General features: G+C 73.7%; 20 protein-coding genes. 14 read left to right on the forward strand and 6 right to left on the reverse strand.

The annotated features are described in order from the left end of the window. Positions 1–41 precede the first annotated feature (41 nt). On the forward strand, positions 42–1,274 hold the full coding sequence (gene hemW, locus B9W62_RS25920; protein WP_087809405.1) for a radical SAM family heme chaperone HemW: 1,233 nt from the start codon (positions 42–44) through the stop codon (positions 1,272–1,274). Between the two features lie 112 nt (positions 1,275–1,386). On the opposite strand, the gene B9W62_RS25925 is transcribed toward hemW, so the two are convergent. Continuing rightward, entirely contained in the window at positions 1,387–2,196 is an 810-nt protein-coding gene (locus B9W62_RS25925; protein ID WP_087809406.1) for a DUF3097 domain-containing protein, read from the reverse strand. A gap of 34 nt (positions 2,197–2,230) precedes the next feature. After that, positions 2,231–2,965: an MBL fold metallo-hydrolase gene (locus B9W62_RS25930; RefSeq protein WP_087809407.1), complete on the reverse strand. Its 735-nt coding sequence runs from the start codon at positions 2,963–2,965 to the stop codon at positions 2,231–2,233. A 157-nt stretch (positions 2,966–3,122) separates the two neighbouring features. Between B9W62_RS25930 and hrcA the strand changes: the two genes are divergently transcribed. The 4 genes from hrcA to B9W62_RS25950 all read left to right on the forward strand — a co-directional run bounded on the left by hrcA (position 3,123) and on the right by B9W62_RS25950 (position 7,204). After that, positions 3,123–4,139: a heat-inducible transcriptional repressor HrcA gene (gene hrcA, locus B9W62_RS25935; protein WP_030180918.1), complete on the forward strand. Its 1,017-nt coding sequence runs from the start codon at positions 3,123–3,125 to the stop codon at positions 4,137–4,139. Continuing rightward, on the forward strand, positions 4,140–5,276 hold the full coding sequence (dnaJ, locus tag B9W62_RS25940; RefSeq protein WP_003976250.1) for a molecular chaperone DnaJ: 1,137 nt from the start codon (positions 4,140–4,142) through the stop codon (positions 5,274–5,276). A gap of 87 nt (positions 5,277–5,363) precedes the next feature. Further along, on the forward strand, positions 5,364–6,458 hold the full coding sequence (locus B9W62_RS25945) for a nitronate monooxygenase (RefSeq protein WP_087809409.1): 1,095 nt from the start codon (positions 5,364–5,366) through the stop codon (positions 6,456–6,458). Continuing rightward, a complete protein-coding gene (locus B9W62_RS25950; protein WP_087809411.1) occupies positions 6,455–7,204 on the forward strand; it encodes a 16S rRNA (uracil(1498)-N(3))-methyltransferase in 750 nt (249 codons plus the stop codon). The genes B9W62_RS25945 and B9W62_RS25950 overlap by 4 nt, the downstream gene beginning before the upstream one ends. A 10-nt stretch (positions 7,205–7,214) precedes the next feature. Here B9W62_RS25950 and B9W62_RS25955 read toward each other — a convergent pair whose 3' ends face one another. Further along, positions 7,215–7,628 carry a hypothetical protein gene (locus B9W62_RS25955; RefSeq protein WP_179235670.1) on the reverse strand — a complete coding sequence of 138 codons (414 nt, stop codon included), beginning with the start codon at positions 7,626–7,628 and terminating at the stop codon, positions 7,215–7,217. A 99-nt stretch (positions 7,629–7,727) separates the two neighbouring features. Here B9W62_RS25955 and B9W62_RS25960 point away from each other — a divergent pair, with 99 nt between their 5' ends. The 5 genes from B9W62_RS25960 (at position 7,728) to B9W62_RS25980 (ending at position 13,997) form a co-directional block, all read left to right on the forward strand. Beyond that, positions 7,728–8,216, forward strand: coding sequence for a hypothetical protein (locus B9W62_RS25960; RefSeq protein ID WP_179235671.1), 489 nt, complete (start codon positions 7,728–7,730; stop codon positions 8,214–8,216). 67 nt (positions 8,217–8,283) lie between these two features. Then, complete coding sequence (locus tag B9W62_RS25965) at positions 8,284–11,487, forward strand: S41 family peptidase (protein ID WP_087809414.1); 3,204 nt, start codon at positions 8,284–8,286, stop codon at positions 11,485–11,487. A gap of 203 nt (positions 11,488–11,690) precedes the next feature. Beyond that, a complete protein-coding gene (locus tag B9W62_RS25970) occupies positions 11,691–12,044 on the forward strand; it encodes a histidine triad nucleotide-binding protein (protein WP_087809415.1) in 354 nt (117 codons plus the stop codon). A gap of 28 nt (positions 12,045–12,072) precedes the next feature. Beyond that, positions 12,073–12,978 (forward strand): ribonuclease Z, encoded by a 906-nt coding sequence (locus B9W62_RS25975; protein WP_087809417.1) that lies wholly within the window; start codon positions 12,073–12,075, stop codon positions 12,976–12,978. A gap of 20 nt (positions 12,979–12,998) precedes the next feature. Then, the gene (locus B9W62_RS25980; protein WP_179235672.1) at positions 12,999–13,997 is read left to right on the forward strand and encodes an adenosine deaminase; all 999 of its coding nucleotides are present in this window, start codon (positions 12,999–13,001) and stop codon (positions 13,995–13,997) included. 19 nt (positions 13,998–14,016) lie between these two features. Here B9W62_RS25980 and B9W62_RS25985 read toward each other — a convergent pair whose 3' ends face one another. Both B9W62_RS25985 and B9W62_RS25990 read right to left on the reverse strand, forming a co-directional pair. Beyond that, complete coding sequence (locus B9W62_RS25985) at positions 14,017–15,363, reverse strand: MFS transporter (protein ID WP_087809420.1); 1,347 nt, start codon at positions 15,361–15,363, stop codon at positions 14,017–14,019. A gap of 173 nt (positions 15,364–15,536) precedes the next feature. Further along, entirely contained in the window at positions 15,537–16,334 is a 798-nt protein-coding gene (locus tag B9W62_RS25990; protein ID WP_087809421.1) for an IclR family transcriptional regulator, read from the reverse strand. A 114-nt stretch (positions 16,335–16,448) separates the two neighbouring features. On the opposite strand from B9W62_RS25990, the gene B9W62_RS25995 reads away from it, so the two are divergent. From B9W62_RS25995 to B9W62_RS26010, 4 genes are all read left to right on the forward strand, one after another. After that, positions 16,449–17,429: a 5-dehydro-4-deoxyglucarate dehydratase gene (locus B9W62_RS25995; protein WP_087812106.1), complete on the forward strand. Its 981-nt coding sequence runs from the start codon at positions 16,449–16,451 to the stop codon at positions 17,427–17,429. Next, complete coding sequence (locus tag B9W62_RS26000) at positions 17,426–18,721, forward strand: glucarate dehydratase family protein (RefSeq protein WP_087809422.1); 1,296 nt, start codon at positions 17,426–17,428, stop codon at positions 18,719–18,721. The genes B9W62_RS25995 and B9W62_RS26000 overlap by 4 nt, the downstream gene beginning before the upstream one ends. 63 nt (positions 18,722–18,784) lie before the next feature. Continuing rightward, the gene (locus B9W62_RS26005; protein ID WP_087812107.1) at positions 18,785–20,170 is read left to right on the forward strand and encodes an MFS transporter; all 1,386 of its coding nucleotides are present in this window, start codon (positions 18,785–18,787) and stop codon (positions 20,168–20,170) included. Between the two features lie 328 nt (positions 20,171–20,498). Further along, positions 20,499–21,635 (forward strand): carbohydrate kinase family protein, encoded by a 1,137-nt coding sequence (locus tag B9W62_RS26010; protein ID WP_256976792.1) that lies wholly within the window; start codon positions 20,499–20,501, stop codon positions 21,633–21,635. A 22-nt stretch (positions 21,636–21,657) separates the two neighbouring features. Here B9W62_RS26010 and era read toward each other — a convergent pair whose 3' ends face one another. Continuing rightward, positions 21,658–22,611, reverse strand: a complete 954-nt coding sequence (gene era / locus B9W62_RS26015) for a GTPase Era (protein WP_179235673.1) — start codon at positions 22,609–22,611, stop codon at positions 21,658–21,660. Between the last annotated feature and the right edge of the window lie 36 nt (positions 22,612–22,647).

Below are 22,647 nucleotides of genomic sequence, written 5' to 3' on the forward strand. Positions count from 1 at the left end.
GGGCAACCCGGTAACCGCGGCCGTACGGGACAATGGAACGCATGCCCTCCGCACTCCCCGACGGCGAGCCCGTCCCCGCCGACGGCGCCCTGCCCGCGTCCGCGCTCGCCGGGGCCGCCGACCGCCCCCTCGGCTTCTACCTGCACGTCCCGTACTGCGCGACCCGCTGCGGGTACTGCGACTTCAACACCTACACGGCGACCGAGCTGCGCGGCACCGGCGGTGTCCTCGCCTCCCGCGACAACTACGCCGACACACTCGTCGACGAGGTCCGCCTGGCCCGCAAGGTGCTCGGCGACGACCCCCGCGAGGTCCGCACGGTCTTCGTCGGCGGCGGTACGCCCACCCTGCTGGCCGCCGGTGACCTGGTGCGGATGCTGGGCGCGATCCGCGACGAGTTCGGCCTGGCGCCGGACGCGGAGATCACCACGGAGGCGAACCCGGAGTCCGTCGACCCGGCGTACCTCGCCACCCTCCGCGAGGGCGGCTTCAACCGGATCTCCTTCGGCATGCAGAGCGCCAAGCAGCACGTCCTGAAGATCCTGGACCGCACCCACACCCCCGGCCGCCCCGAGGCCTGCGTCGCCGAGGCCCGCGCGGCCGGCTTCGACCACGTCAACCTCGACCTGATCTACGGCACCCCCGGCGAGTCCGACGACGACTGGCGCGCCTCCCTGGACGCCGCGCTCGGCGCCGGCCCGGACCACGTCTCGGCGTACGCCCTGATCGTCGAGGAGGGCACCCAGCTGGCCCGGCGGATCCGGCGCGGCGAGGTCCCGATGACCGACGACGACGTGCACGCCGACCGGTACCTGATCGCCGAGGAGACCCTCGCGGCGGCGGGCTACGACTGGTACGAGGTGTCGAACTGGGCCACCTCCGACGCGGGGCGCTGCCTGCACAACGAGCTGTACTGGCGGGGCGCCGACTGGTGGGGCGCGGGACCGGGCGCGCACTCCCACGTGGGGGGCGTGCGGTGGTGGAACGTGAAGCATCCGGGGGCGTACGCGGGGGCGCTGGCGGCGGGGAAGTCGCCGGGTGCCGGGCGTGAGGTCCTGACGGACGAGGACCGGCGGGTGGAGCGGGTTCTGCTGGAGCTGCGGCTGCGGGAGGGTGTGCCGCTGGCGCTGCTGCGGGAGGCGGGGCTCGCGGCGGCGCGGCGGGCACTGTCGGAGGGGCTGCTGGAGGAGGGGCCGTACGAGGCGGGGAGTGCGGTGCTCACGCTGCGCGGGCGGTTGCTGGCGGACGCGGTGGTGCGGGATCTGGTGGACTGACGGGGTTTCCTCGCCCCGCCGCCCCTTCCCGTCCCGACCCGGGGGCGCTGCCCCCGGACCCCCGCTCCTCAAACGCCGGAGGGGCTGGATTCACCGGCCGGGTGAAACAACGTCACGCCGTCACGAAATCGATCAGTTCCTCGACCCGGCCCAGCAACTCCGGCTCCAGGTCCTTGTACGACCCGACCCGCGCCAGGATCGCCTGCCACACCGCCCCGGTGTTCTCCGACGGCCAGCCCAGCGCCCGGCACACCCCCGTCTTCCAGTCCTGGCCGTGCGGCACCCGGGGCCAGGCTTCGATGCCGACCGCTGCCGGCTTCACCGCCTCCCAGATGTCGATGTACGGGTGGCCCACCACCAGCGCGTGCTCGCTCGTCACCGACTGGGCGATCCGCCACTCCTTCGAACCCGGGACCAGGTGGTCCACCAGGACGCCCAGCCGGGCGTCCGGGCCCGGGGCGAAGTCGGCGACGATCGACGGGAGGTCGTCCACGCCGCCCAGGTACTCCACGACGACGCCCTCGATGCGCAGGTCGTCGCCCCAGACCTTCTCGACCAGTTCGGCGTCGTGCCGCCCCTCGACGTAGATGCGCCCGGCGCGCGCCACCCGCGCGCGGGCACCGGGGACGGCGACCGAACCGGACGCCGTACGCGAGGGGGCGGACCGCGCGGGGCCGGGGGAGGACGGGCGGACCAGCGTCACCACCCGCCCCTCGAGCAGGAAGCCGCGCGGTTCCATGGGGAACACCCGGTGCTTGCCGAAGCGGTCCTCCAGGGTCACCGTGCCCGCCTCGCAGCCGATCACGGCGCCGCAGAACCCGGTGCCGGGCTCCTCGACCACCAGGCCGGGATCGGCCGGTACCTCGGGAACGGGCTGCGGTTTCTTCCACGGAGGGGTCAGGTCGGCGGAGTACTGGCGCATTCTGCCGACGATACGAGGAACACCCGCCCCGTGATCAGCGCGACACGCCGAACCGGGCGGCCAGCGCGTCCCGTTGGGCCCGGACGAAGGCCGCGTCCACCACCGCTCCGTGACCGGGGACGTACAGCGCGTCGTCGCCGCCCAGCTCCAGCAGCCGGTCCAGGGCGGCCGGCCAGTGCTCCGGTACGGCGTCGGGGCCCGCCTGCGGCTCGCCGGACTCCTCGACCAGGTCGCCGCAGAAGACGACCGCCGGGGTGCCCGGCACCAGCACCGCGAGGTCGTGCCCGGTGTGCCCCGGGCCCACGTCGGCCAGCCGGACCTGCCGTCCACCGCCCAGGCCGAGCCCACGCTCGCCGCGGACCTCGTGCCGGACGGGGACGAGCGCGTCGGCCGCCTCGGCCGCCCGCCGGGGGTCCAGGCCCTCCGCCACCGCGTCCGCGCGCAGCGCCTGGCGTCCCTGTCCGCCCGGCGCGAACAACGCGTCCGTGCCGGCCGCGCCGTACACCTCCGCGTCGGGGAAGGCCGCCGCGCCGAAGACGTGGTCGAAGTGCGGGTGGGTCAGCGCGAGATGTGTCACACGGCGTCCGGCGAGCCGCCGAGCCTCCTCGCGCAACCGGGTGCCCTCGTCCAGGCTCGACCCCGCGTCCACCATCAGCGCCGCGTCCGGGCCGAGCACCAGCCCCGCCGTGCAGTCCCAGCCCGGCAGCCGGCACCGCCCCACGCCGTCCGCCAGCCGCTCCCAGCCCAGCTCTGCCCAAGTCACCGTCACGGCGACGACGCTAACGGCTTGGTCCCGGCCTTGCCGCGGGCGTACCCCACGGCCGTACACTGGGCCGGGGAAGTCTGGCACTCGCGAGCCATGAGTGCCAGGACAGACAGGTAAGACAGGCCGAAACGGGCGGACGACAGCTGGAGGTGCGCGCCGAATGCTCAGTGAACGCAGGCTGAAGGTGCTGCGCGCCATCGTCCAGGACTACGTCGGCACCGAGGAACCGGTCGGTTCCAAGGCCCTCACCGAGCGGCACAACCTCGGCGTCTCCCCGGCCACCGTGCGCAACGACATGGCGGCCCTGGAGGACGAGGGGTTCATCGCCCAGCCGCACACCAGCGCGGGGCGCATCCCGACCGACAAGGGCTACCGGCTCTTCGTCGACAAGCTGGCCGGCGTCAAGCCGATGACCGCTCCCGAGCGGCGTGCCATCCAGAACTTCCTGGAGGGCGCCGTCGACCTCGACGACGTGGTGGCCCGCACGGTGCGGCTGCTCGCGCAGCTCACCCGGCAGGTCGCCGTCGTGCAGTACCCCTCGCTGACCCGCTCGACCGTGCGGCACGTGGAGCTGCTCTCGCTCGCGCCCGCGCGCCTGATGCTCGTGCTGATCACGGACACCGGCCGGGTCGAGCAGCGGATGGTCGACTGCCCGGCGCCGTTCGGCGAGGCGTCGCTGGCCGATCTGCGGGCGCGGCTCAACAGCCGGGTCGCGGGACGGCGTTTCACGGATGTGCCGTCTCTGGTGGAAGATCTGGCGGAGGCGTTCGAGGCCGAGGATCGCGGTACGGTCTCCACCGTGCTCTCCACTCTCCTGGAGACGCTGGTCGAGGAGAACGAGGAGCGGTTGATGATCGGCGGCACCGCCAATCTGACCCGCTTCGGGCACGACTTCCCCTTGGTGATCCGGCCGGTGCTGGAGGCACTTGAGGAGCAGGTCGTGCTCCTCAAGCTGCTCGGCGAGGCGAAGGATCCGGGCGTGACCGTACGGATCGGTCATGAGAACGCCCACGAGGGACTCAACTCAACGTCCGTCGTGTCGGTCGGCTACGGTTCGGGCGGCGAGGCGGTTGCCAAGCTCGGCGTGGTCGGACCGACCCGCATGGACTACCCGGGAACGATGGGAGCGGTACGCGCAGTGGCACGGTACGTCGGACAGATCCTGGCGGAGTCGTAGGTGGCCACGGACTACTACGCCGTACTCGGCGTGCGCCGCGACGCTTCCCAGGACGAGATCAAGAAGGCGTTCCGGAGGCTCGCGCGCGAGCTGCACCCGGACGTCAACCCCGATCCGAAGACCCAGGAGCGGTTCAAGGAGATCAACGCCGCCTACGAGGTGCTGTCGGACCCGCAGAAGAAGCAGGTCTACGACCTCGGCGGCGACCCCCTGTCGCAGGCCGCCGGCGGTGGCGCGGGCGGCTTCGGCGCGGGTGGCTTCGGGAACTTCTCGGACATCATGGACGCGTTCTTCGGTACGGCGTCGCAGCGCGGGCCGCGCTCGCGCACCCGCCGGGGCCAGGACGCGATGATCCGCATCGAGGTCGAGCTGGACGAGGCCGCGTTCGGTACGACCAAGGACATCCAGGTCGACACGGCCGTCGTCTGCAACACCTGCAACGGCGAGGGCGCGGCGCCCGGCACGTCGGCCCAGACGTGTGACATGTGCCGCGGCCGCGGTGAGGTCTCGCAGGTCACCCGGTCCTTCCTGGGCCAGGTCATGACCTCGCGGCCCTGCCCCCAGTGCCAGGGCTTCGGCACCGTGGTCCCGACCCCGTGCCCCGAGTGCGCGGGCGACGGCCGGGTCCGCTCCCGGCGCACCCTGACCGTGAAGATCCCGGCCGGTGTCGACAACGGCACCCGGATCCAGCTCGCGGGCGAGGGCGAGGTCGGCCCCGGCGGCGGTCCGGCCGGCGACCTGTACGTCGAGATCCACGAGCTGCCGCACTCGACCTTCCAGCGGCGCGGCGACGACCTGCACTGCACGGTCACCATCCCGATGACGGCGGCGGCCCTCGGCACGAAGGTGCCGCTGGAGACGCTCGACGGCATGGAGGAGGTCGACATCCGCCCGGGCACCCAGTCCGGCCAGTCGATCCCGAAGCACGGCCGGGGCGTCACCCACCTGCGCGGCGGCGGCCGGGGCGACCTCATCGTGCACGTCGAGGTCACCACCCCCGGCAAGCTCGACCCCGAACAGGAACGCCTCCTGCGCGAGCTGGCCAAGCTCCGCGGCGAGGAACGGCCGACGGGTCAGTTCCAGCCGGGGCAGCAGGGGTTGTTCTCGCGCCTGAAGGACGCCTTCAACGGGCGCTGAGGTCCTTCCGGGGATGCGGATGCTTCTGGCGTATGCCAACGGAAGCCCGGATTCGGACTTGTGCGGAGGACGTGACAACATGCCGTCATGTCCTCCGCACTGACCGATCTCTTCCCCTACCCGATCGTGCAGGCGCCCATGGCGGGCGGCGTCTCCGTGCCGCAGCTCGCGGCCGCGGTGTCCGAGGCGGGCGGGCTGGGCTTCCTGGCCGCCGGGTACAAGACCGCGGACGGGATGTACCAGGAGATCAAGCATCTGCGGGGACTGACGAGCCGGCCCTTCGGCGTCAACCTCTTCCTCCCGCACCCGGAGGCGGCCGACCCCGCCGCCGTGGACGTCTACGCCCACCAGCTGGCCGGTGAGGCCGCCTGGTACGAGACGGAGCTGGGCGACCCCGACTGCGGCCGGGACGACGGCTACGACACCAAACTCGCCGTACTGCTGGACAACCCGGTACCGGTGGTGTCCTTCCACTTCGGCGTCCCGAGCCGGGAGGTCGTCGACTCCCTGCACCGCGTGGGCACCTTCGCCCTGGTCGGCGCGACCACCGTGGACGAGGCCCGGGCCGTCGAGCAGTCCGGGGCCGACGCGGTGATCGCCCAGGGCGTCGAGGCAGGCGGCCACCAGGGCACCCACCGGGACAACCCGGAGACCGGCGGCTCGGGAACCGGTCTGCTGTCGCTGGTCGCCCAGGTCCGGGAGGCGGTGAGCCTGCCGATCGTCGCCGCCGGCGGCCTCATGCGCGGCACCCAGATCGCCGCCGTCCTCGCCGCCGGCGCGAGCGCGGCCCAGCTCGGCACCGCCTTCCTGGCCACCCCGGAGTCCGGCGCGCACGACCTGCACAAGCAGGCGCTGACCAACCCGCTGTTCGTCCGCACCGAACTCACCCGCGCCTTCTCCGGCCGCCCGGCCCGCGCCCTGGTCAACCGCTTCCTGCGCGAGCACGGCCCCTACGCCCCCGCCGCCTACCCCGAGGTGCACCACCTCACCGCGCCGGTGCGCAAGGCGGCGGCGAAGGCGGGCGACGCGCAGGGCATGGCGCTGTGGGCGGGGCAGGGCCACCGGATGGCCCGGGAGCTGCCCGCCGGACAGCTGGTGGAGGTGCTGCTGGCCGAACTCGCCACCGCCGGGACAGCGTTGTCGGGGCGGTCGGGCTATGCGACGGGAGGCGGCGCCCGATGACGGCACCGGTGTTCGTGGTCGACTCCCTGCGGCCGGAGGACCTGCCCGCGGGGGAGTACGTCCTGGACGGCCCCGAAGGACGGCACGCCGTCTCCGTGAAGCGGCTGCGGGCGGGCGAGGACGTCGTCCTCACCGACGGGAACGGCCACTGGGCCGAGGGCGTCGTGAAAGCCGCCGAGGGCAAGGACCGCCTGGTCGTCACCGTCCCGGACGGTGTGCGCGAGGAGCCCGCCGAGCAGCCCCGCATCACCGTCGTCCAGGCCCTGCCCAAGGGCGACCGCGGTGAGCTGGCCGTCGAGACGATGACGGAGGTCGGGGTCGACGCGATCGTGCCCTGGGCGGCGTCCCGGTGCATCACCCAGTGGAAGGGCGAGCGCGGTCTGAAGGCGCTCGGCAAGTGGCGGGCGACGGCCCGGGAGGCCGGCAAGCAGTCCCGCCGGGTCCGCTTCCCCGACGTCGCGGACGCGGCGAGCAGCAAGCAGGTTGCCTCACTTCTGGCCGACGCCGACTTCGCCGCCGTACTCCACGAGAGCGGCGACGTCCCCCTGTCCGACGCCGGACTTCCCTCCTCCGGCGACATCGTGCTGGTGGTCGGCCCCGAAGGCGGGGTGTCCCCGGACGAGTTGGCCCTGTTCGCCAAGGCCGGCGCGGCGCCCTACCGGCTGGGCCGCAGCGTCCTGCGCACCTCCACCGCGGGCACCGCCGCGACCGCCGTGCTCCTGGCCCGCACCGGCCGCTGGTCCTGACCCCGCCCGGTCAGCCGTCGACGGCGGCGGCCACGGCCGGGAACAGGTCCCAGCCGTCCAGTTCCACCGGCCCTGCCCCTTCCCCGTCCCCGCGCCCTTCGCCGTCTCCGTCCCCGCGCCCGGGCAGCAGCCCGCGCCGCCCGGCCTCCTCCACCAGCGCCCGTACGACACCGGGTTCGCGCAGGTTGAGCAGGTGGCCGCGGCCGTCGCCCACGCAGCCCTCGTACCAGGAGCCGCCCTCCGTGGTCCACCGGCCCGAGCCGGGCGCGCCCGCGCGGAAGACGAACCGGACCCGGACGCCGTCCCGGTACAGCGTGAGCGCGTCCCGCCAGACGCCGTCGCGCCCGCGTTTCTGCCGGTGGCTCCACAGCCAGGTGGTGCGTTCGTCCACCACGAGCCTGCGCTGCCTGCGGTCGTCGCCCATGGCGCCCACGGTAGTGAGGAGTGGCCGTATGCGCCCTACCGCCGGTCCCGGTGCGGTGGCAGGCTGCCCTCCATGGGGGCTTTGAGACGGATTCGGCGCATGATTCCGGTGGCTGTCGGCTCGGCCGTCGCCGTCGGCGGTCTCGTCGCGTGCGACCCGGGCGGGCTCAGCTCCGCTTCGGTGGCGTACACGACCGACCAGACCGTCACCCGGGAACTGGAGCGGCAGAAGGCGAAGGTGCAATGGCTCACCTGCACCGCCTCCTTCGGGGACAAGGGCACCACCGCCTCGGCCACCGAGGAAGCTGTCGCTTCCGTCGACTGCGAGGGCAGGACGGACACCGGCCAGGACATCACCGTCGACGGCAAGGTCACCAAGGTCGTCAACGGCGCCTGCGTGCGCGGGAACCTGACCGCGAAGGTGGACGGCAAGGAGTGGTTCCGGGTCAAGGGGCTGGGCGACTGCGACGCCACCAGCGCGCCGCCCGCCAACCGGCCCTCCCAGAACGGGCCGGGGCCCACCGTGACCGTCACCCGGACCATCTGGTGCCCGGACGACCCGCACTGCCGGCCGGTGGAGGGCAAGTAGCCGGACGGGGTCCGCGGCCGGGAAGTGATCCAAACCTCTGTCGGCGGGCGGCGCCCCTGCATAGGGTATGGGGGTGACTCAGCCCGCAGCGCCTGCCTACCTCCGCTTTCCGCACCCGCACGGCGAGTTGGTCGCCTTCACCGCCGAGGACGACGTGTGGCTCGCCCCGCTCGACGGCGGCCGCGCCTGGCGGGTCAGCGCCGACAACGTGCCGGTGAACCACCCGCGCATCTCGCCCGACGGCACCACGGTCGCCTGGACCTCCACCCGTGACGGCGCGCCCGAGGTGCACGCCGCGCCCGTCGACGGCGGCCCGGCCAAGCGCCTCACCCACTGGGGCAGCATCAGGACCCAGGTACGCGGCTGGACCGCCGACGGCCGCGTCCTCGCCCTCAGCACCTACGGCCAGGCCAGCCTGCGCCGCAGCTGGGCCCGCGCCGTCCCGCTCGACGGCGGACCCGCGACCACCCTGCCCTACGGCCCCGTCGGCGACGTCGCCCAGGGCCCGCACACCGTGCTGCTGTCCGCCCCGATGGGCCGCGAGGCCGCCTGGTGGAAGCGCTACCGGGGCGGCACCGCGGGCAAGCTGTGGATCGACCGCGAGGACGACGGCGAGTTCGTCCGCCTGCACGCCGACCTCGACGGCAACATCGAGTACCCCTTCTGGGTCGGCGACCGCATCGCCTTCCTCTCCGACCACGAGGGCACCGGCGCCCTCTACTCCTCCCTCGCCGACGGCGACGACCTGCGCCGGCACACGCCCCTCGACAGCTTCTACGCCCGGCACGCCGCCACCGACGGCACCCGCGTCGTCTACTCGTCCGCCGGTGAACTGTGGACGCTGGACGACCTCGACGGCGCCGAGCCGCGCCGCCTGGACATCCGGCTCGGCGGCGCCCGCGTCGACCTCCAGCCCTACCCGGTTAACGCCGGCCGCTGGTTCGGCTCCGCGTCCCCCGACCACACCGCGCGCGGCAGCGCCGTCGCCGTACGCGGCGGCGTGCACTGGGTCACCCACCGCTCCGGGCCCGCCCGCGCGCTCGCGGCCACCCCCGGTGTGCGCAACCGGCTGCCGCGCAGCTTCCGCGCCGAGGGCGAGGAGTGGGTGGTGTGGGTGACGGACGCCGAGGGCGACGACGCCCTGGAGTTCGCGCCCGCCACCGGGCTCGCCCCCGGCGCCACCGCGCGGCGCCTGGCCGCCGGACAGCTCGGCCGGGTGCTGAACCTCGCCGCGGCCCCCGACGGCAGCCGTGTCGCCGTCGCCTCGCACGACGGACGGATCCTGCTCGTCGAGCGCGAGAGCGGCGAGGTCCGGGAGGTCGACCGCAGCGAGGACGGCGACGCGTCCGGCCTGGTCTTCTCGCCGGACTCGGCCTGGCTCGCCTGGTCGCACCCGGGTCCGGAGCCGCTGCGCCAGCTCAAGCTCGCCAACACCACCGACCTGTCGGTGAGCGAGGCGACGCCGCTGCGCTTCAAGGACTACTCGCCGGCCTTCACCCTGGACGGCAAGCACCTCGCGTTCCTCTCCACCCGCTCCTTCGACCCGGTCTACGACGAGCACGTCTTCGACCTGGCCTTCGTCGAGGGCGCCCGGCCCTACCTGATCACCCTCGCCGCGACCACGCCCTCGCCGTTCGGCCCGCAGCGGCACGGCCGCCCCTTCGAGACGCCGGACCGCGAGGAGACCCCCGACAGCGAGGGCACCCCCACCACCCGGATCGACATCGAGGGCCTCGCCGACCGCATCGTGCCCTTCCCGGTCGAGGCCGCCCGCTACTCCCGGCTGCGCGCCGCCAAGGACGGCGTCCTGTGGCTGCGCCACCCGCTCACCGGCGTCCTCGGCGCCTCCCGCGCCACCCCGGAGGACCCCGACCCCAACACCGAGCTGGAGCGCTACGACCTCGCCCAGCAGCGCGTCGAGCACCTCGGCGGCGACGCCGACCACTACGAGGTCAGCGGCGACGGCAAGCGGGTGCTGCTGTGGACCGACGGCCGGCTCAAGGTCGTGCCCAGCGACCGGCGGGCCTCCGGCGACGAGGACAGCGACACCAACGTCACCGTCGACCTGGCCCGGGTCCGCCAGCGAGTCGAACCGGCCGCCGAGTGGCGGCAGATGTTCGAGGAGACCGGCCGCATCATGCGGGACCACTTCTGGCGGGCCGACATGAACGGCGTCGACTGGGACGGCGTCCTGGACCGCTACCGGCCCGTCCTGGACCGCGTCGCCACCCACGACGACCTGGTGGACCTGCTGTGGGAGGTGCACGGCGAGCTCGGCACCTCGCACGCCTACGTCACCCCGCGCGGCGGCCACGGCTCCGGAGCGCGGCAGGGGCTGCTCGGCGCCGACCTCTCCCGCCACGAGGACGGCACCTGGCGCGTCGACCGGGTCCTGCCGTCCGAGACCTCCGACCCCGACGCCCGCTCCCCGCTCGCCGCGCCCGGGGTCGCGGTGCGCGCCGGGGACGCGATCGTCGCGGTCGCGGGGCAGGCCGTGGACCCGGTCACCGGTCCCGGCCCGCTGCTCGTCGGTACGGCGGGCAAGCCGGTCGAGCTGACCGTCTCGCCGTCCGGCGGCGGCGAGGTGCGGCACGCCGTCGTCGTCCCGCTCGCCGACGAGGAGCCGCTGCGCTACCACGCCTGGGTCGCCGACCGGCGCGCCTACGTCCACGACAAGTCCGGCGGCCGGCTCGGCTACCTGCACGTCCCCGACATGCAGGCGCCCGGCTGGGCCCAGATCCACCGCGACCTGCGCGTCGAGGTGGCCCGGGAGGGCCTGGTCGTCGACGTCCGCGAGAACCGCGGCGGGCACACCTCCCAGCTCGTGGTGGAGAAGCTGGCCCGGCGCATCGTGGGCTGGGACCTGCCGCGCGGCATGCGGCCGACCAGCTACCCGCAGGACGCGCCGCGCGGGCCGGTCGTCGCGGTCGCCAACGAGTTCTCCGGCTCGGACGGCGACATCGTCAACGCCGCGATCAAGGCGCTCGGCATCGGCCCGGTCGTCGGCGTGCGCACCTGGGGCGGCGTCATCGGCATCGACAGCCGCTACCGGCTGGTGGACGGGACGCTGATCACGCAGCCGAAGTACGCGTTCTGGCTGGAGGGGTACGGCTGGGGCGTGGAGAACCACGGCGTCGACCCCGACGTCGAGGTCCCCCAACGCCCGCAGGACCACGCGGCGGGCCGCGATCCCCAGCTGGACGAGGCGATCGCGCTGGCGCTGGCGGCGCTGGAGGAGACTCCGGCGAAGACGCCGCCGAGCCTGCCGTAGTCGGCCGGAGGCGGGTGTCGCGGCCCGGCGCAGCGGGGTGCCTCCCCCAGTGCCTGAACGGCCTGGGAGGTACCCCCAGCGCCCACCCTCCCCCCTCTCGGCTTCGCTCGAGAGGGGGGACCCCCGTCGCCCCAGCGGCACGACTGCCCGCAGCTACGGCGGATACCATGCCCTCAGAAGATCACCGGCGTGAGGAGAGCCAAGTGGCTGGCGAACCCCAGGACGACTGTCTGTTCTGCAAGATCGTCGCAGGGCAGATTCCCGCGACGATCGTCCGCGAGACGGAGACGACCGTCGCGTTCCGGGACATCAACCCCCAGGCCCCCACCCACGTCCTGGTGATCCCCAAGGCACACCACAAGGACGCCGCCGCCCTCGCCGCCGAGGCCCCGCAGCTCGCCGCCGACGTGCTGCGCGAGACCCAGGCCGTCGCCGACGACGAGAAGCTGGACAGCTACCGCACCGTCTTCAACACCGGCAGCGGCGCCGGGCAGACCGTCTGGCACGCGCACGCCCACGTACTCGGCGGCCGCGGCCTCGAATGGCCCCCCGGATAACCCGGGCAGGACCGGACCGCCACCCACCATGTCCGTACGCGAACTCGTCGTCCTCGGCACCGCCAGCCAGGTCCCGACCCGGCACCGCAACCACAACGGCTACCTGCTCCGCTGGGACGGCGAGGGCATCCTGTTCGACCCCGGCGAGGGCACGCAGCGCCAGATGCTGCGCGCCGGGGTCGCCGCCCACGACCTGCACCGGATCTGCGTCACGCACTTCCACGGCGACCACAGCCTGGGCCTCGCCGGGGTGATCCAGCGCATCAACCTGGACCGGGTCCCGCACGAGATCACCGCCCACTACCCGCGCTCCGGGCAGCGGTTCTTCGAGCGCCTGCGGTACGCCACCGCCTACCGCGAGACCGTCGCCCTCACCGAGGCCCCGGTCGACGCCGACGGCCCCCTCGCGGTCACCCCGGCCTACACCCTGGACGCCCGCAAGCTGTCGCACCCCGTCGAGTCGTACGGCTACCGGCTCACCGAGCCCGACGGCCGCCGCATGCTGCCCGACCGCCTGGCCGCGCACGGCATCAAGGGCCCCGACGTCGGCCGCATCCAGCGCGACGGCTCGCTGCACGGCGTCCCGCTGGACGAGGTCAGCGAGGTCCGCCGCGGCCAGCGGTTCGCGTTCGTCATGGACACCCGGCTCTGCGAGGGCGTGCACGCGCTCGCCGAGGGATGCGACCTGCTGGTCATCGAGTCCACCTTCCTCGACGAGGACGAGACCCTCGCCACCGACCACGGCCACCTCACCGCCGGCCAGGCCGCCGGGGTGGCCCGGGACGCGGGCGTACGGCACCTGGTGCTCACCCACTTCAGCCAGCGCTACTCCGACCCCGAGGAGTTCGAACGGCAGGCACGCGCGGCCGGTTACGCGGGCGAGCTGACCGTGGCCCGCGACCTCACCCGCGTACCGGTTCCGAAACGTCGGTGAAACCGCCGTACGATGCTCTGATGCCCCTGCCCAAAGCTGAACTGCACCTCCACATCGAAGGCACTCTGGAGCCCGAGCTGGCCTTCGCGCTGGCCGCCCGCAACGGCGTGTCCCTGCCGTACGCGGACGAGGAGGCGCTGCGCGAGGCGTACCGCTTCGCGGACCTCCAGTCCTTCCTGAACCTGTACTACGAGCTGATGGCCGTCCTGCGCACCGAGCGGGACTTCGAGGACCTGGCCAACGCCTACCTCGCCCGCGCCGCCGCCCAGGGCGTCCGGCACGCCGAGATCTTCTTCGACCCGCAGGCCCACCTCGCCCGGGGCGTGGAGATGGGCACCGTGGTGGAGGGGCTGTGGCGGGCACTGGGCGCCAGTCGGGAGAACCACGGCGTCTCCACCCGGCTGATCCTCTGCTTCCTGCGCGACGAGTCCGCCGAGTCGGCGATGCGGACGCTGGACGCGGCGGGGCCGTACCTCGAGCGCATCACCGGCGTCGGCCTCGACTCCGCCGAGGTCGGCCACCCGCCGGTGAAGTTCCGCGAGGTGTACGAGGCCGCCGCCGCCCTCGGCCTGCGCCGGGTCGCGCACGCCGGCGAGGAGGGGCCGCCCGCGTACGTCGTCGAGGCCCTCGACGTCCTCGGCGTCGAGCGGATCGACCACGGACTGCGCTCGGTGGAGGACCCGGCGCTGGTCGAGCGGCTGGTGCGCGAACGCGTCCCGCTCACCCTGTGCCCGCTGTCCAACGTGCGGCTGCGCACGGTCGACACCCTCGCCGACCACCCGCTGCCCGCGATGCTCGACGCGGGCCTGATGTGCACGGTGAACTCCGACGACCCGGCCTACTTCGGCGGCTACGCGGGCGACAACTTCGACGCCGTGCGCCAGGCCCTCGGCCTGACCGGGGAGCGGCTGCGGGAGCTGGCCCGCAACTCGTTCCTCGCCTCCTTCCTGGAGGACGACGAGGAACTGCGCGCGCGGTACCTCGCGGAGGTCGAGGCGTACGAGTTCCCCGCCGCGTAGCGGCTGCGCCGCGTAGGGCTCAGCCCGTCCCGGACCCCGGCGCGGCCACCGCCTGCCGGGGTCCCGCCGTGTCGTAGGCGCCCTGGACGGCCACCGCCGGGGCCTCCACGTCGATCTCCACGACCGGCTGCTCCACGGCACCGACCTCGGGCACCGCACCGCTCGGCGTGCCCGTAGCGGCGGCGACCAGCGCGGCCGGGGTGCCGCCGCGGCGGCGGATCGCACCGGGCAGCAGCGGGCGGCCCGCGGTGTGCAGCGCGACCGCGGTCAGCGGTGCGGCGACCAGCAGCAGCCCGGCGGCCAGGATCATCCCCATGCCCGCGTAACCGGCCTGCGCGGACAGGACGCTGCCGGCCAGCGGCCCGGCCGCGGTGCCCAGCGAGGACGCCGAGCCGACGAGCACCGCCCACCGGCCGCGTGCGTCGAGCGAGGCGGCGAGGCCGATCAGGTACGACAGCACGACCGGGTAGACGGTGTTCCAGGCGATCTCGCCGGTCGCGAAGGCCGTCGGGGTCGTCGCCGACGCGCTCACCGCGATGCAGCCCGCGATGAGCACCGTGCCGGCGCCGACGGGCATCGCCCGGCCCAGCCGCGGCCCGAGCGCACCCGCCACCAGCACGCCCACCAGGCCCGCGCCCAGCGCGACGGCGAACACGACCCCGAGGGCGGCGTCGCCCAGCCCGGCCTGCGTCAGCCCGATCCGGCCGCTGACGCCCCACAGGGAGTTCTGGGCCAGGGACCAGCACAGCACCGTGACGGCCAGGACCAGTCCCGAACGGCGGTGGGGGAGCGGGGCGGTGACGGTGCCGGGTGCGGCCGGGGTGTCGGCCGCCGCGCCCGGCAGGCGGCCGGTCAGCGGCCACACCGCCAGCGCCGTCAGGGCGATCGCGGCCAGCGGCAGCCCGTGCGCCCGGCCGAGGTGCGGCACCGTCAGGTACACCGCGCCGGCCAGCGCGGACACGCTCAGCAGGCCCGCCGTGGAGGCGCGGTGGGGGTCCTTCTCGGCGGCGATCCGGGTGGCGGCGACCGTCATGGCCGTGCCCGATCCGAAGCCGCCCACGACCGCGCCGACGACGACGGCCGGGACGGCGGTGGTGAGTGCGGCGGCGCCGTAGCCGAGGACGGCGAGCGCGAGGCCGAGCCGGGCCAGTGTCCGGGCGCCGAGGCGCTGCACCCGGGAGGCCAGCAGGAAGCCCGCGGTCGCCGAACTCAGCAGCAGCGCGCTGCCGACGGCGCCCGCCTGCGTGGTGGACAGCGGAAGACTGGTGTCGAGTCTGCCGACGGTGGTGGGCAGCAGGTACGGAGGCAGGTACCCGGCCGTGAAAAGGGCGACGAGGGGCCAGGGGGTGGTGCGGGGGGCGAACACGGGCGTTCCCAGGGCATGCGAAAGGACGGTGGGAAGGGAGGGAGCGACGACCGTCGACCGAGAGGGGCGCGCGGGCAATTTGTATCAAGCGGAAGGAGCCCCGAAACAGGCGAGTCGGTGTGATCTAGGTCACATACCTGTTTGGGGGTTTGGAAGCTGGGTAGCAGCGGGCGCTATCGCCAGTGGACCGAGCCGCCTCCGGACGGAACCGTCGCCTCCAGTTTGGCCCTGGTCTCCCGCATCACCGCCACGATCCGCGCCTCGTGATCCGGCGTCAGCCGGGCCACCGGCACCGAGCAGCTGACCGCGTCCAGCGCCGGGACGTCGTAGCGCAGCGCGAAGCCGAAACCGACGATGCCGGCCACGCCCTCCTCGCGGTCGACGGAGTACCCGCGCTCCCTGGTCCGGGCGAGATCGGCCGCCAGGGCCTCCCTGCTGGTGTGCGTGTTCGGGGTGAACACTTCGTACGGCCCCTCGGGCAGGTCCGCGTCCGGCCGCTCCGCCAGCAGCGCCTTGCCGAGGGCGCCCACGTGGGCGGGCAGCCGGCGTCCCACCCGGCTGATCGTGCGCAGGTACTCGTGCGACTCCCGGGTGGCCAGGTACGCCACGTCGTGCCCGTCCAGCCGCCCCAGGTGGATGGTCTCGCCCAGCGCCTCGGACGCCTCGTCGAGATACGGCCGCACCGCCCGCACCCGGGGGTCGGAGTCCAGATAGCTGGTGCCGGTGAGCAGGGCGTGGATGCCGATGCCGTAGAGCGAGCCGGTGACGTCGGTGCGGACCCAGCCGCGCGAGATCAGGGTTTGCAGCAGCGCGTACATCGAACTGCGCGGCACACCCAGCCCGTCCGCCAGCTCCTGGAGCCGGGCCGGGCGGTCCCCGCGGGCGGCCAGCACCTCCAGCAGCTCCACCGTGCGCGCCGCGGACTTCACCTCGCGGACGCCGCCCGGCGTCGCGTCCCCACTCTCCGACATGGGCCGATCGTAAACGGATGCCCACGACCCATTGACGCCCGACGGTCACCTCTCTAATCTCCATCTCCATACGTAGACGCCATCTACATACGGAGACAGTGAGAGTTGATGGAGATGACGAGTGCGGGCCCCGGCCCCGACCCCGGCCCCGACCCCGACACCGGTCGGGCGGCCGTCGTCCGGCGGCTGCGCGAAGGCATGACGGCGAGCGTGCTGTCCTTCCCGCTGACCAGCTTCCACGAGGACGGCTCCTTCGACGCCGACGGATACCGGGCCTACGTCGCCGAACGGCTCGCCGCCGGTCCCGGAGCCCTCTTCCCCGCCTGCGGCACCGGCGAGTTCTTCTCCCTGGACGAGGACGAGTACCGGCAGGCGGTCGCCATCGCCGTCGAGGAGACGGCCGGGAGCGTGCCGGTCGTCGCCGGAACCGGCTACGGCTGGGCGCAGGCCCTGCGGTTCGCCCGCGTCGCCGAGGAGGCCGGGGCCGACGCCCTCCTCGTCATGCCGCACTACCTCACCGCCGCCCCGCAGGACGGACTGGTCGCCCAGGTGGAGCGGATCGCCGCGGGCACCCGGCTCCCGCTCATCGCCTACCAGCGCGGCCAGGTCGCCTACACCGCCGAGTCCGTCCGGCGCCTCGCCCGCGTCCCCGGCGTGATCGGCCTCAAGGACGGCCACAGCGACCTCGACCGCCTCCAGCGCACGGTCCTCGCCGCGCCCGACGACTTCCTGTTCTTCAACGGCGCCGCCACCGCCGAGGTCCAGGCCCGCGCCTACGCCGCCGTCGGCGTCCCGGCCTACTCCTCCGCCGTGCACGCCTTCGCGCCCGAGATCGCGAACGCCTTCCTCGCCGCCCTGCGCGGCGGCGACACCGGCACGGTCGACAAGCTGCTGCGCGACTTCTACGTCCCGCTCGTCGAACTGCGCGACCGCGTCCCCGGCTACGCCGTGTCCCTGGTGAAGGCGGCGGCCCGGCTGCGCGGCTGCCCCGTCGGCCCCGTCCGCGCTCCCCTCACCGACCCGTCGCCCGGCGACCTCGCCGCCCTCAAGACCCTGCTCACCACCGGACTCGACCTCGTAGGAGCCGCCCTGTGACCCGCGACCTCACCATCACGGCCGTCCGCCTGACGCCGATCCTGGTCGCCGACCCGCCCCTGCTCAACACCCAGGGCGTGCACCAGCCCTACACCCCCCGCCTGATCGTCGAGGTGGAGACCGCCGACGGCGTCACCGGCGTCGGCGAGACCTACGGCGACGCCAAGTACCTCGAGCTGGCCCGTCCGTTCGCCGACAAGCTGGTGGGCCGTCAGGTATCCGACCTGAACGGCCTGTTCACCCTCGCCGACGAGGTCGCCGTCGACTCCTCCCGGGTCTCCGGACAGGTCGACGTCGGCGGGCTGCGCGGCGTCCAGACCGCCGACAAGCTGCGCCTGTCCGTCGTCTCCGGCTTTGAGGTCGCCTGCCTCGACGCCCTCGGCAAGGCGCTCGGGCTGCCCGTGCACGCGCTGCTCGGCGGCAAGGTCCGCGACGCCGTCGAGTACAGCGCCTACCTCTTCTACAAGTGGTCCGACCACCCCGAGGGCGTGGCGAGCGAGAAGGACGACTGGGGCGCCGCCGTCGACCCGGCCGGCGTCGTCGCCCAGGCCCGCGCCTTCACCGAGCGGTACGGCTTCACCTCCTTCAAGCTCAAGGGCGGCGTCTTCCCCCCGGACGAGGAGATCGCCGCGGTCAAGGCCCTCGCCGAGGCGTTCCCCGGGCACCCCCTGCGCCTGGACCCCAACGGCGCCTGGTCGGTGGAGACCTCCCTGAAGGTCGCGGCGGAACTCGGGGACGTCCTGGAGTACCTGGAGGACCCCGCGCTCGGCACCCCGGCGATGGCCGAGGTCGCCGCGCGAACCGGCGTGCCGCTCGCGACCAACATGTGCGTGACCACGTTCGCCGAGATCCAGGAGGCGTTCACCAAGGGCGCCGTACAGGTCGTGCTCTCCGACCACCACTACTGGGGCGGACTGCGCAACACCCAGCAACTGGCCGCCGTCTGCCGCACCTTCGGCGTCGGCGTCTCCATGCACTCCAACACCCACCTGGGCATCAGCCTCGCCGCCATGACCCACGTCGCGGCCACCGTGCCCGACCTCCACCACGCCTGCGACTCCCACTACCCCTGGCAGTCCGAGGACGTGCTCACCGAACGGCTCACCTTCGACGGCGGCAAGGTCGCCGTCTCCGACGCCCCCGGCCTCGGCGTCGAACTCGACCGCGAGCGCCTGGCGTTCCTGCACCGGCGCTGGCTCGACGACGACGGCACGCTCCGCGACCGCGACGACGCGGCGGCGATGCGGGTCGCCGACCCGGAGTGGGTCACCCCGTCCGTTCCGCGTTGGTGAAGCCGTTCCCCTCCCCCCTCCCTGCCACGACCGGAGCCGCTCGTGTCCGCTGAAGTCCCCGAGGTGCATTCCCCCGCCGTACAGTCCGCCGTCCGCAAGATCTTCCGCCGCGTGGTCCCCCTCTTCTTCGTCATGTTCGTGGCGAACTACATGGACCGCGTCAACCTGGGCTTCGCCCAGGACGAACTCCGCGCCGACGTCGGCCTGTCGGCCGCCGCGTTCGGCCTCGGCGCCGGCATCTTCTTCATCGCGTACGCCATCTTCGAAGTCCCCTCCAACATGCTGATGGAGCGGTTCGGGCCCAAGGTGTGGCTCACCCGCATCATGATCAGCTGGGGTGTCGTCGCCACCGCGATGGCCTTCGTCGACAGCGTGGAGATGTTCTACGCCCTGCGCTTCCTGCTCGGCGTCGCCGAGGCGGGCTTCTTCCCGGCCGTCATCTACTACTTCAGCCGCTGGCTCCCCGACTCCCACCGGGGCCGGGCCACCTCGATCTTCCTGATGGGTTCCGGCACCGCCACCGTCATCGTCGGGCCCGTCTCCGGCGCGCTGATGGAGATGCACGGGATCTGGGGCCACGCGGGCTGGCAGTGGATGTTCTTCATCGAGGGTGTCTTCTCCGTCGTCCTCGGCTTCGTCGTCTACCGCTTCCTCGACTCGGGCGTCGAGCAGGCGACGTGGCTGACCGACGAGGAGAAGTCCGGCCTCGTCGCGGCCATCGACGCCGAGCAGGACGCACGGGACGCGCGGCGCGGCGGAAAGGCGGCCAGGGTCTCCCGCTGGAAGCTGCTCGCCGACCCCCAGATGCTGCTCTTCCTGTGGATCTACTTCGCCATCAACGTCGCCCTGTACGCGGTGACCTTCTGGCTGCCGTCGATCGTGGACGACATCGGCGGGGTGAGCGACTTCCAGGTGGGGCTGCTGACCGCCGTGCCGTGGCTGTGCGCGCTGGCCGCCCTGTTCGTCAGCGGCCGGGTCTCCGACCGCATCGGCAAGCGCCGGCCCGTGCTGGTGGTCCTGCTCCTGCTCGGCGGCTGCGGCACCCTGCTGGCCGTGTTCGTCTCGCCCTGGGTCGGGCTCGGCGCGCTGTGCCTGGCCGCGATGGGTTTCAAACCGGCCTCCCCGGTCTTCTGGACCATCCCGCAGAGCTATCTCGACGCCCGCGCCGCGGCCCCCGGCATCGCGCTGATCAACTCCATCGGCAACCTCGGCGGGTTCGTCGCCCCCACCGCCTTCGGCATCATCGAGGACACGACCGGCTCGACCAAGGGCGGCCTGGTCGGGCTGACCGTCGTCGGCTTCCTGGCCGCGCTGAGCGTGCTGCTGGTGCGCGGCGGCGGACGCAACGACCGGGTCCGCGCCCGGCCGGCCAGGGCGGCTGCGTCCCCCGCGCCGGAGACCACCCCGGGCGCCGCCCGGACCGCGCACTCGGGCCCTGCCACGGCCTGACCCCACGCGGCGGCACCCGGGACCGGCGACAGTCCGACGTCGGGCGGCGGCACCGGGGACCGGCGAGGGCCGGACGCCACGCGGCGGCACGGGGACCGGCGAGGGCCGGACGCCACGCGGCAGCACGGGGACCGGCGAGGGCCGGACGCCACGCGGCGGCACCGGGCCGGTGACGGTCCGACGCCACGCGGCCGGCGCCACGCGGCCGGCGCCACCGCACTGTCGGTGGCGTGGTGCACACTGGCGGGGTCCGCACCATGCCAGGGAGCGCACCGTGACAGCGTCCACCGTGTCCACCGACGTGCCCGACGCGACCGACGTTCCGGTCATGCCGGCCGACGAGCGAACGCACCGCCACGTCCCGCCCGAGGGATCGCACCGCCACCCCCAGGTCGATCCCCTGGCCGCCCTGCGCACCCCCCAGGACCCGCCCTGGGACGTGTATCTGACCGGTACGGTCTTCCTCGACGTGATCTTCACCGGGCTCGACTCCGCCCCGGTGCGCGGGACCGAGTCCTGGGCAAGGGGGATGGGTTCCAGCCCGGGCGGCATCGCCAACATGGCGACCGCGCTGGCCCGCCTCGGCCTGCGCACCTCGCTGGCCGCCGCGTTCGGCGACGACCACTACGGCGACTACTGCTGGGACGCCCTGTCCCGGGGCGAGGGCATCGACCTGGCCCCCTCGCGCACCGTGCCCGGCTGGCACTCGCCGGTGACGGTCTCCATGGCGTACGAGGGGGAGCGCACGATGGTCTCCCACGGCCACGAGCCGCCGCCCGAGGAACCGTCCCCCGACTGCCCGCCCGGCGCCCGCGCCGCCGTCGCCTCCCTCGCGCCCGGGGCCGCAGCCCCGTGGATCGCCCGGGCCGCCGCCCGCGGCACCCGGGTCTTCGCCGACGTCGGCTGGGACGACACCGGCGCCTGGGACCTGGCCGCGCTGCCCGACCTGGCGCACTGCGAGGCCTTCCTGCCCAACGCGGAGGAGGCCATGCGCTACACCGGCGCCACCTGCCCCCGCGCCGCCGCGCACGCCCTGACCGAGCACGTGCCGCTCGCCGTGGTCACCCTCGGCGCGGACGGCGCCTACGCGGTGGACCGGCGCACGGGGGAGAGCGCCGAGGTCCCGGCCATCGAGGTCGAGGCCCTGGACCCGACCGGCGCCGGGGACGTGTTCGTGGCCGGCTTCGTCACCGGCACCCTGGCCGGCTGGCCGCTCGCCGACCGCCTGGCCTTCGCCGGACTGACCGCCGCCCTCTCCGTCCAGGAGTTCGGCGGCTCGCTGTCGGCGCCCGGCTGGGGCGAGATCGCGACCTGGTGGCGCAAGGTCCAGTCGCTGGAGGACCAGGACCCGGCCGCCCTCAGCCGCTACGCGTTCCTGGCCGGCCTGGTCCCGGACGACCTGGTGGCCCCGTGGCCGCTGCGCCGCGCGGTCCCCACCGTCGGCTTCCGCCCTCCGACGCCCTGACGGCGGGAGCCGCCGGGGCGGCTCAGAACCCGAGGCGCCGCAGCTGCTTCGGGTCGCGCTGCCAGTCCTTGGCGACCTTGACGTGCAGGTCGAGGAAGACCGGGGTACCGAGGAGCGCCTCGATCTGCTTGCGGGACTTGATGCCGACGTCCTTCAGGCGCTTGCCCTTGGGGCCGATGATGATGCCCTTCTGGCTGGGGCGCTCGATGTAGACGTTGGCGTGGATGTCCAGGAGCGGCTTGTCCGCGGGGCGGTCCTCGCGCGGGAGCATCTCCTCGACGACCACCGCGATGGAGTGCGGCAGCTCGTCCCTCACGCCCTCCAGCGCGGCCTCCCGGATCAGCTCGGCGACCATGACCTGCTCCGGTTCGTCCGTCAGGTCGCCCTCGGGGTAGAGCGCCGGGCCCTCGGGCAGCAGCGGGGTGAGGAGGTCGGCGAGCAGGTCCACCTGCTGGTTCGCCGTGGCGGACACCGGGACGATCTCCGCCCAGGTGAACCCCAGCTCCTTGCCCAGCTGGTCGACCGCGATCAGCTGCTCGGCCAGCGTCTTGGAGTCCACCAGGTCGGTCTTGGTGACGATCGCGACCTTCGGGGCCTTCCGGATCCCCGCCAGCTCCTTGGCGATGAAGCGGTCACCGGGACCCAGCTTCTCGTTCGCCGGCAGGCAGAAGCCGATCACGTCCACCTCGGCCCACGTGGTGCGCACCACGTCGTTCAGCCGCTCGCCCAGCAGCGTGCGCGGCTTGTGCAGCCCCGGGGTGTCCACCAGGATCAGCTGCGCGTCCTCGCGGTGCACGATGCCCCGCACCGTGTGCCGGGTGGTCTGCGGGCGGTTCGAGGTGATCGCCACCTTCTTCCCGACCAGAGCGTTCGTGAGGGTGGACTTGCCCGCGTTGGGACGGCCCACGAAGCAGGCGAAGCCGGCCCGGTGAACAGCCTCGGCCGGTTCTTCGGATGACTGGGTACGAACGCTCATGGCGCCCATTGTCCCTGATCCCCGGAGCCCCGCCGC

Source organism: Streptomyces sp. CS113, assembly GCF_002188365.1.
Taxonomy (GTDB): Bacteria; Actinomycetota; Actinomycetes; order Streptomycetales; family Streptomycetaceae; genus Streptomyces; species Streptomyces tendae.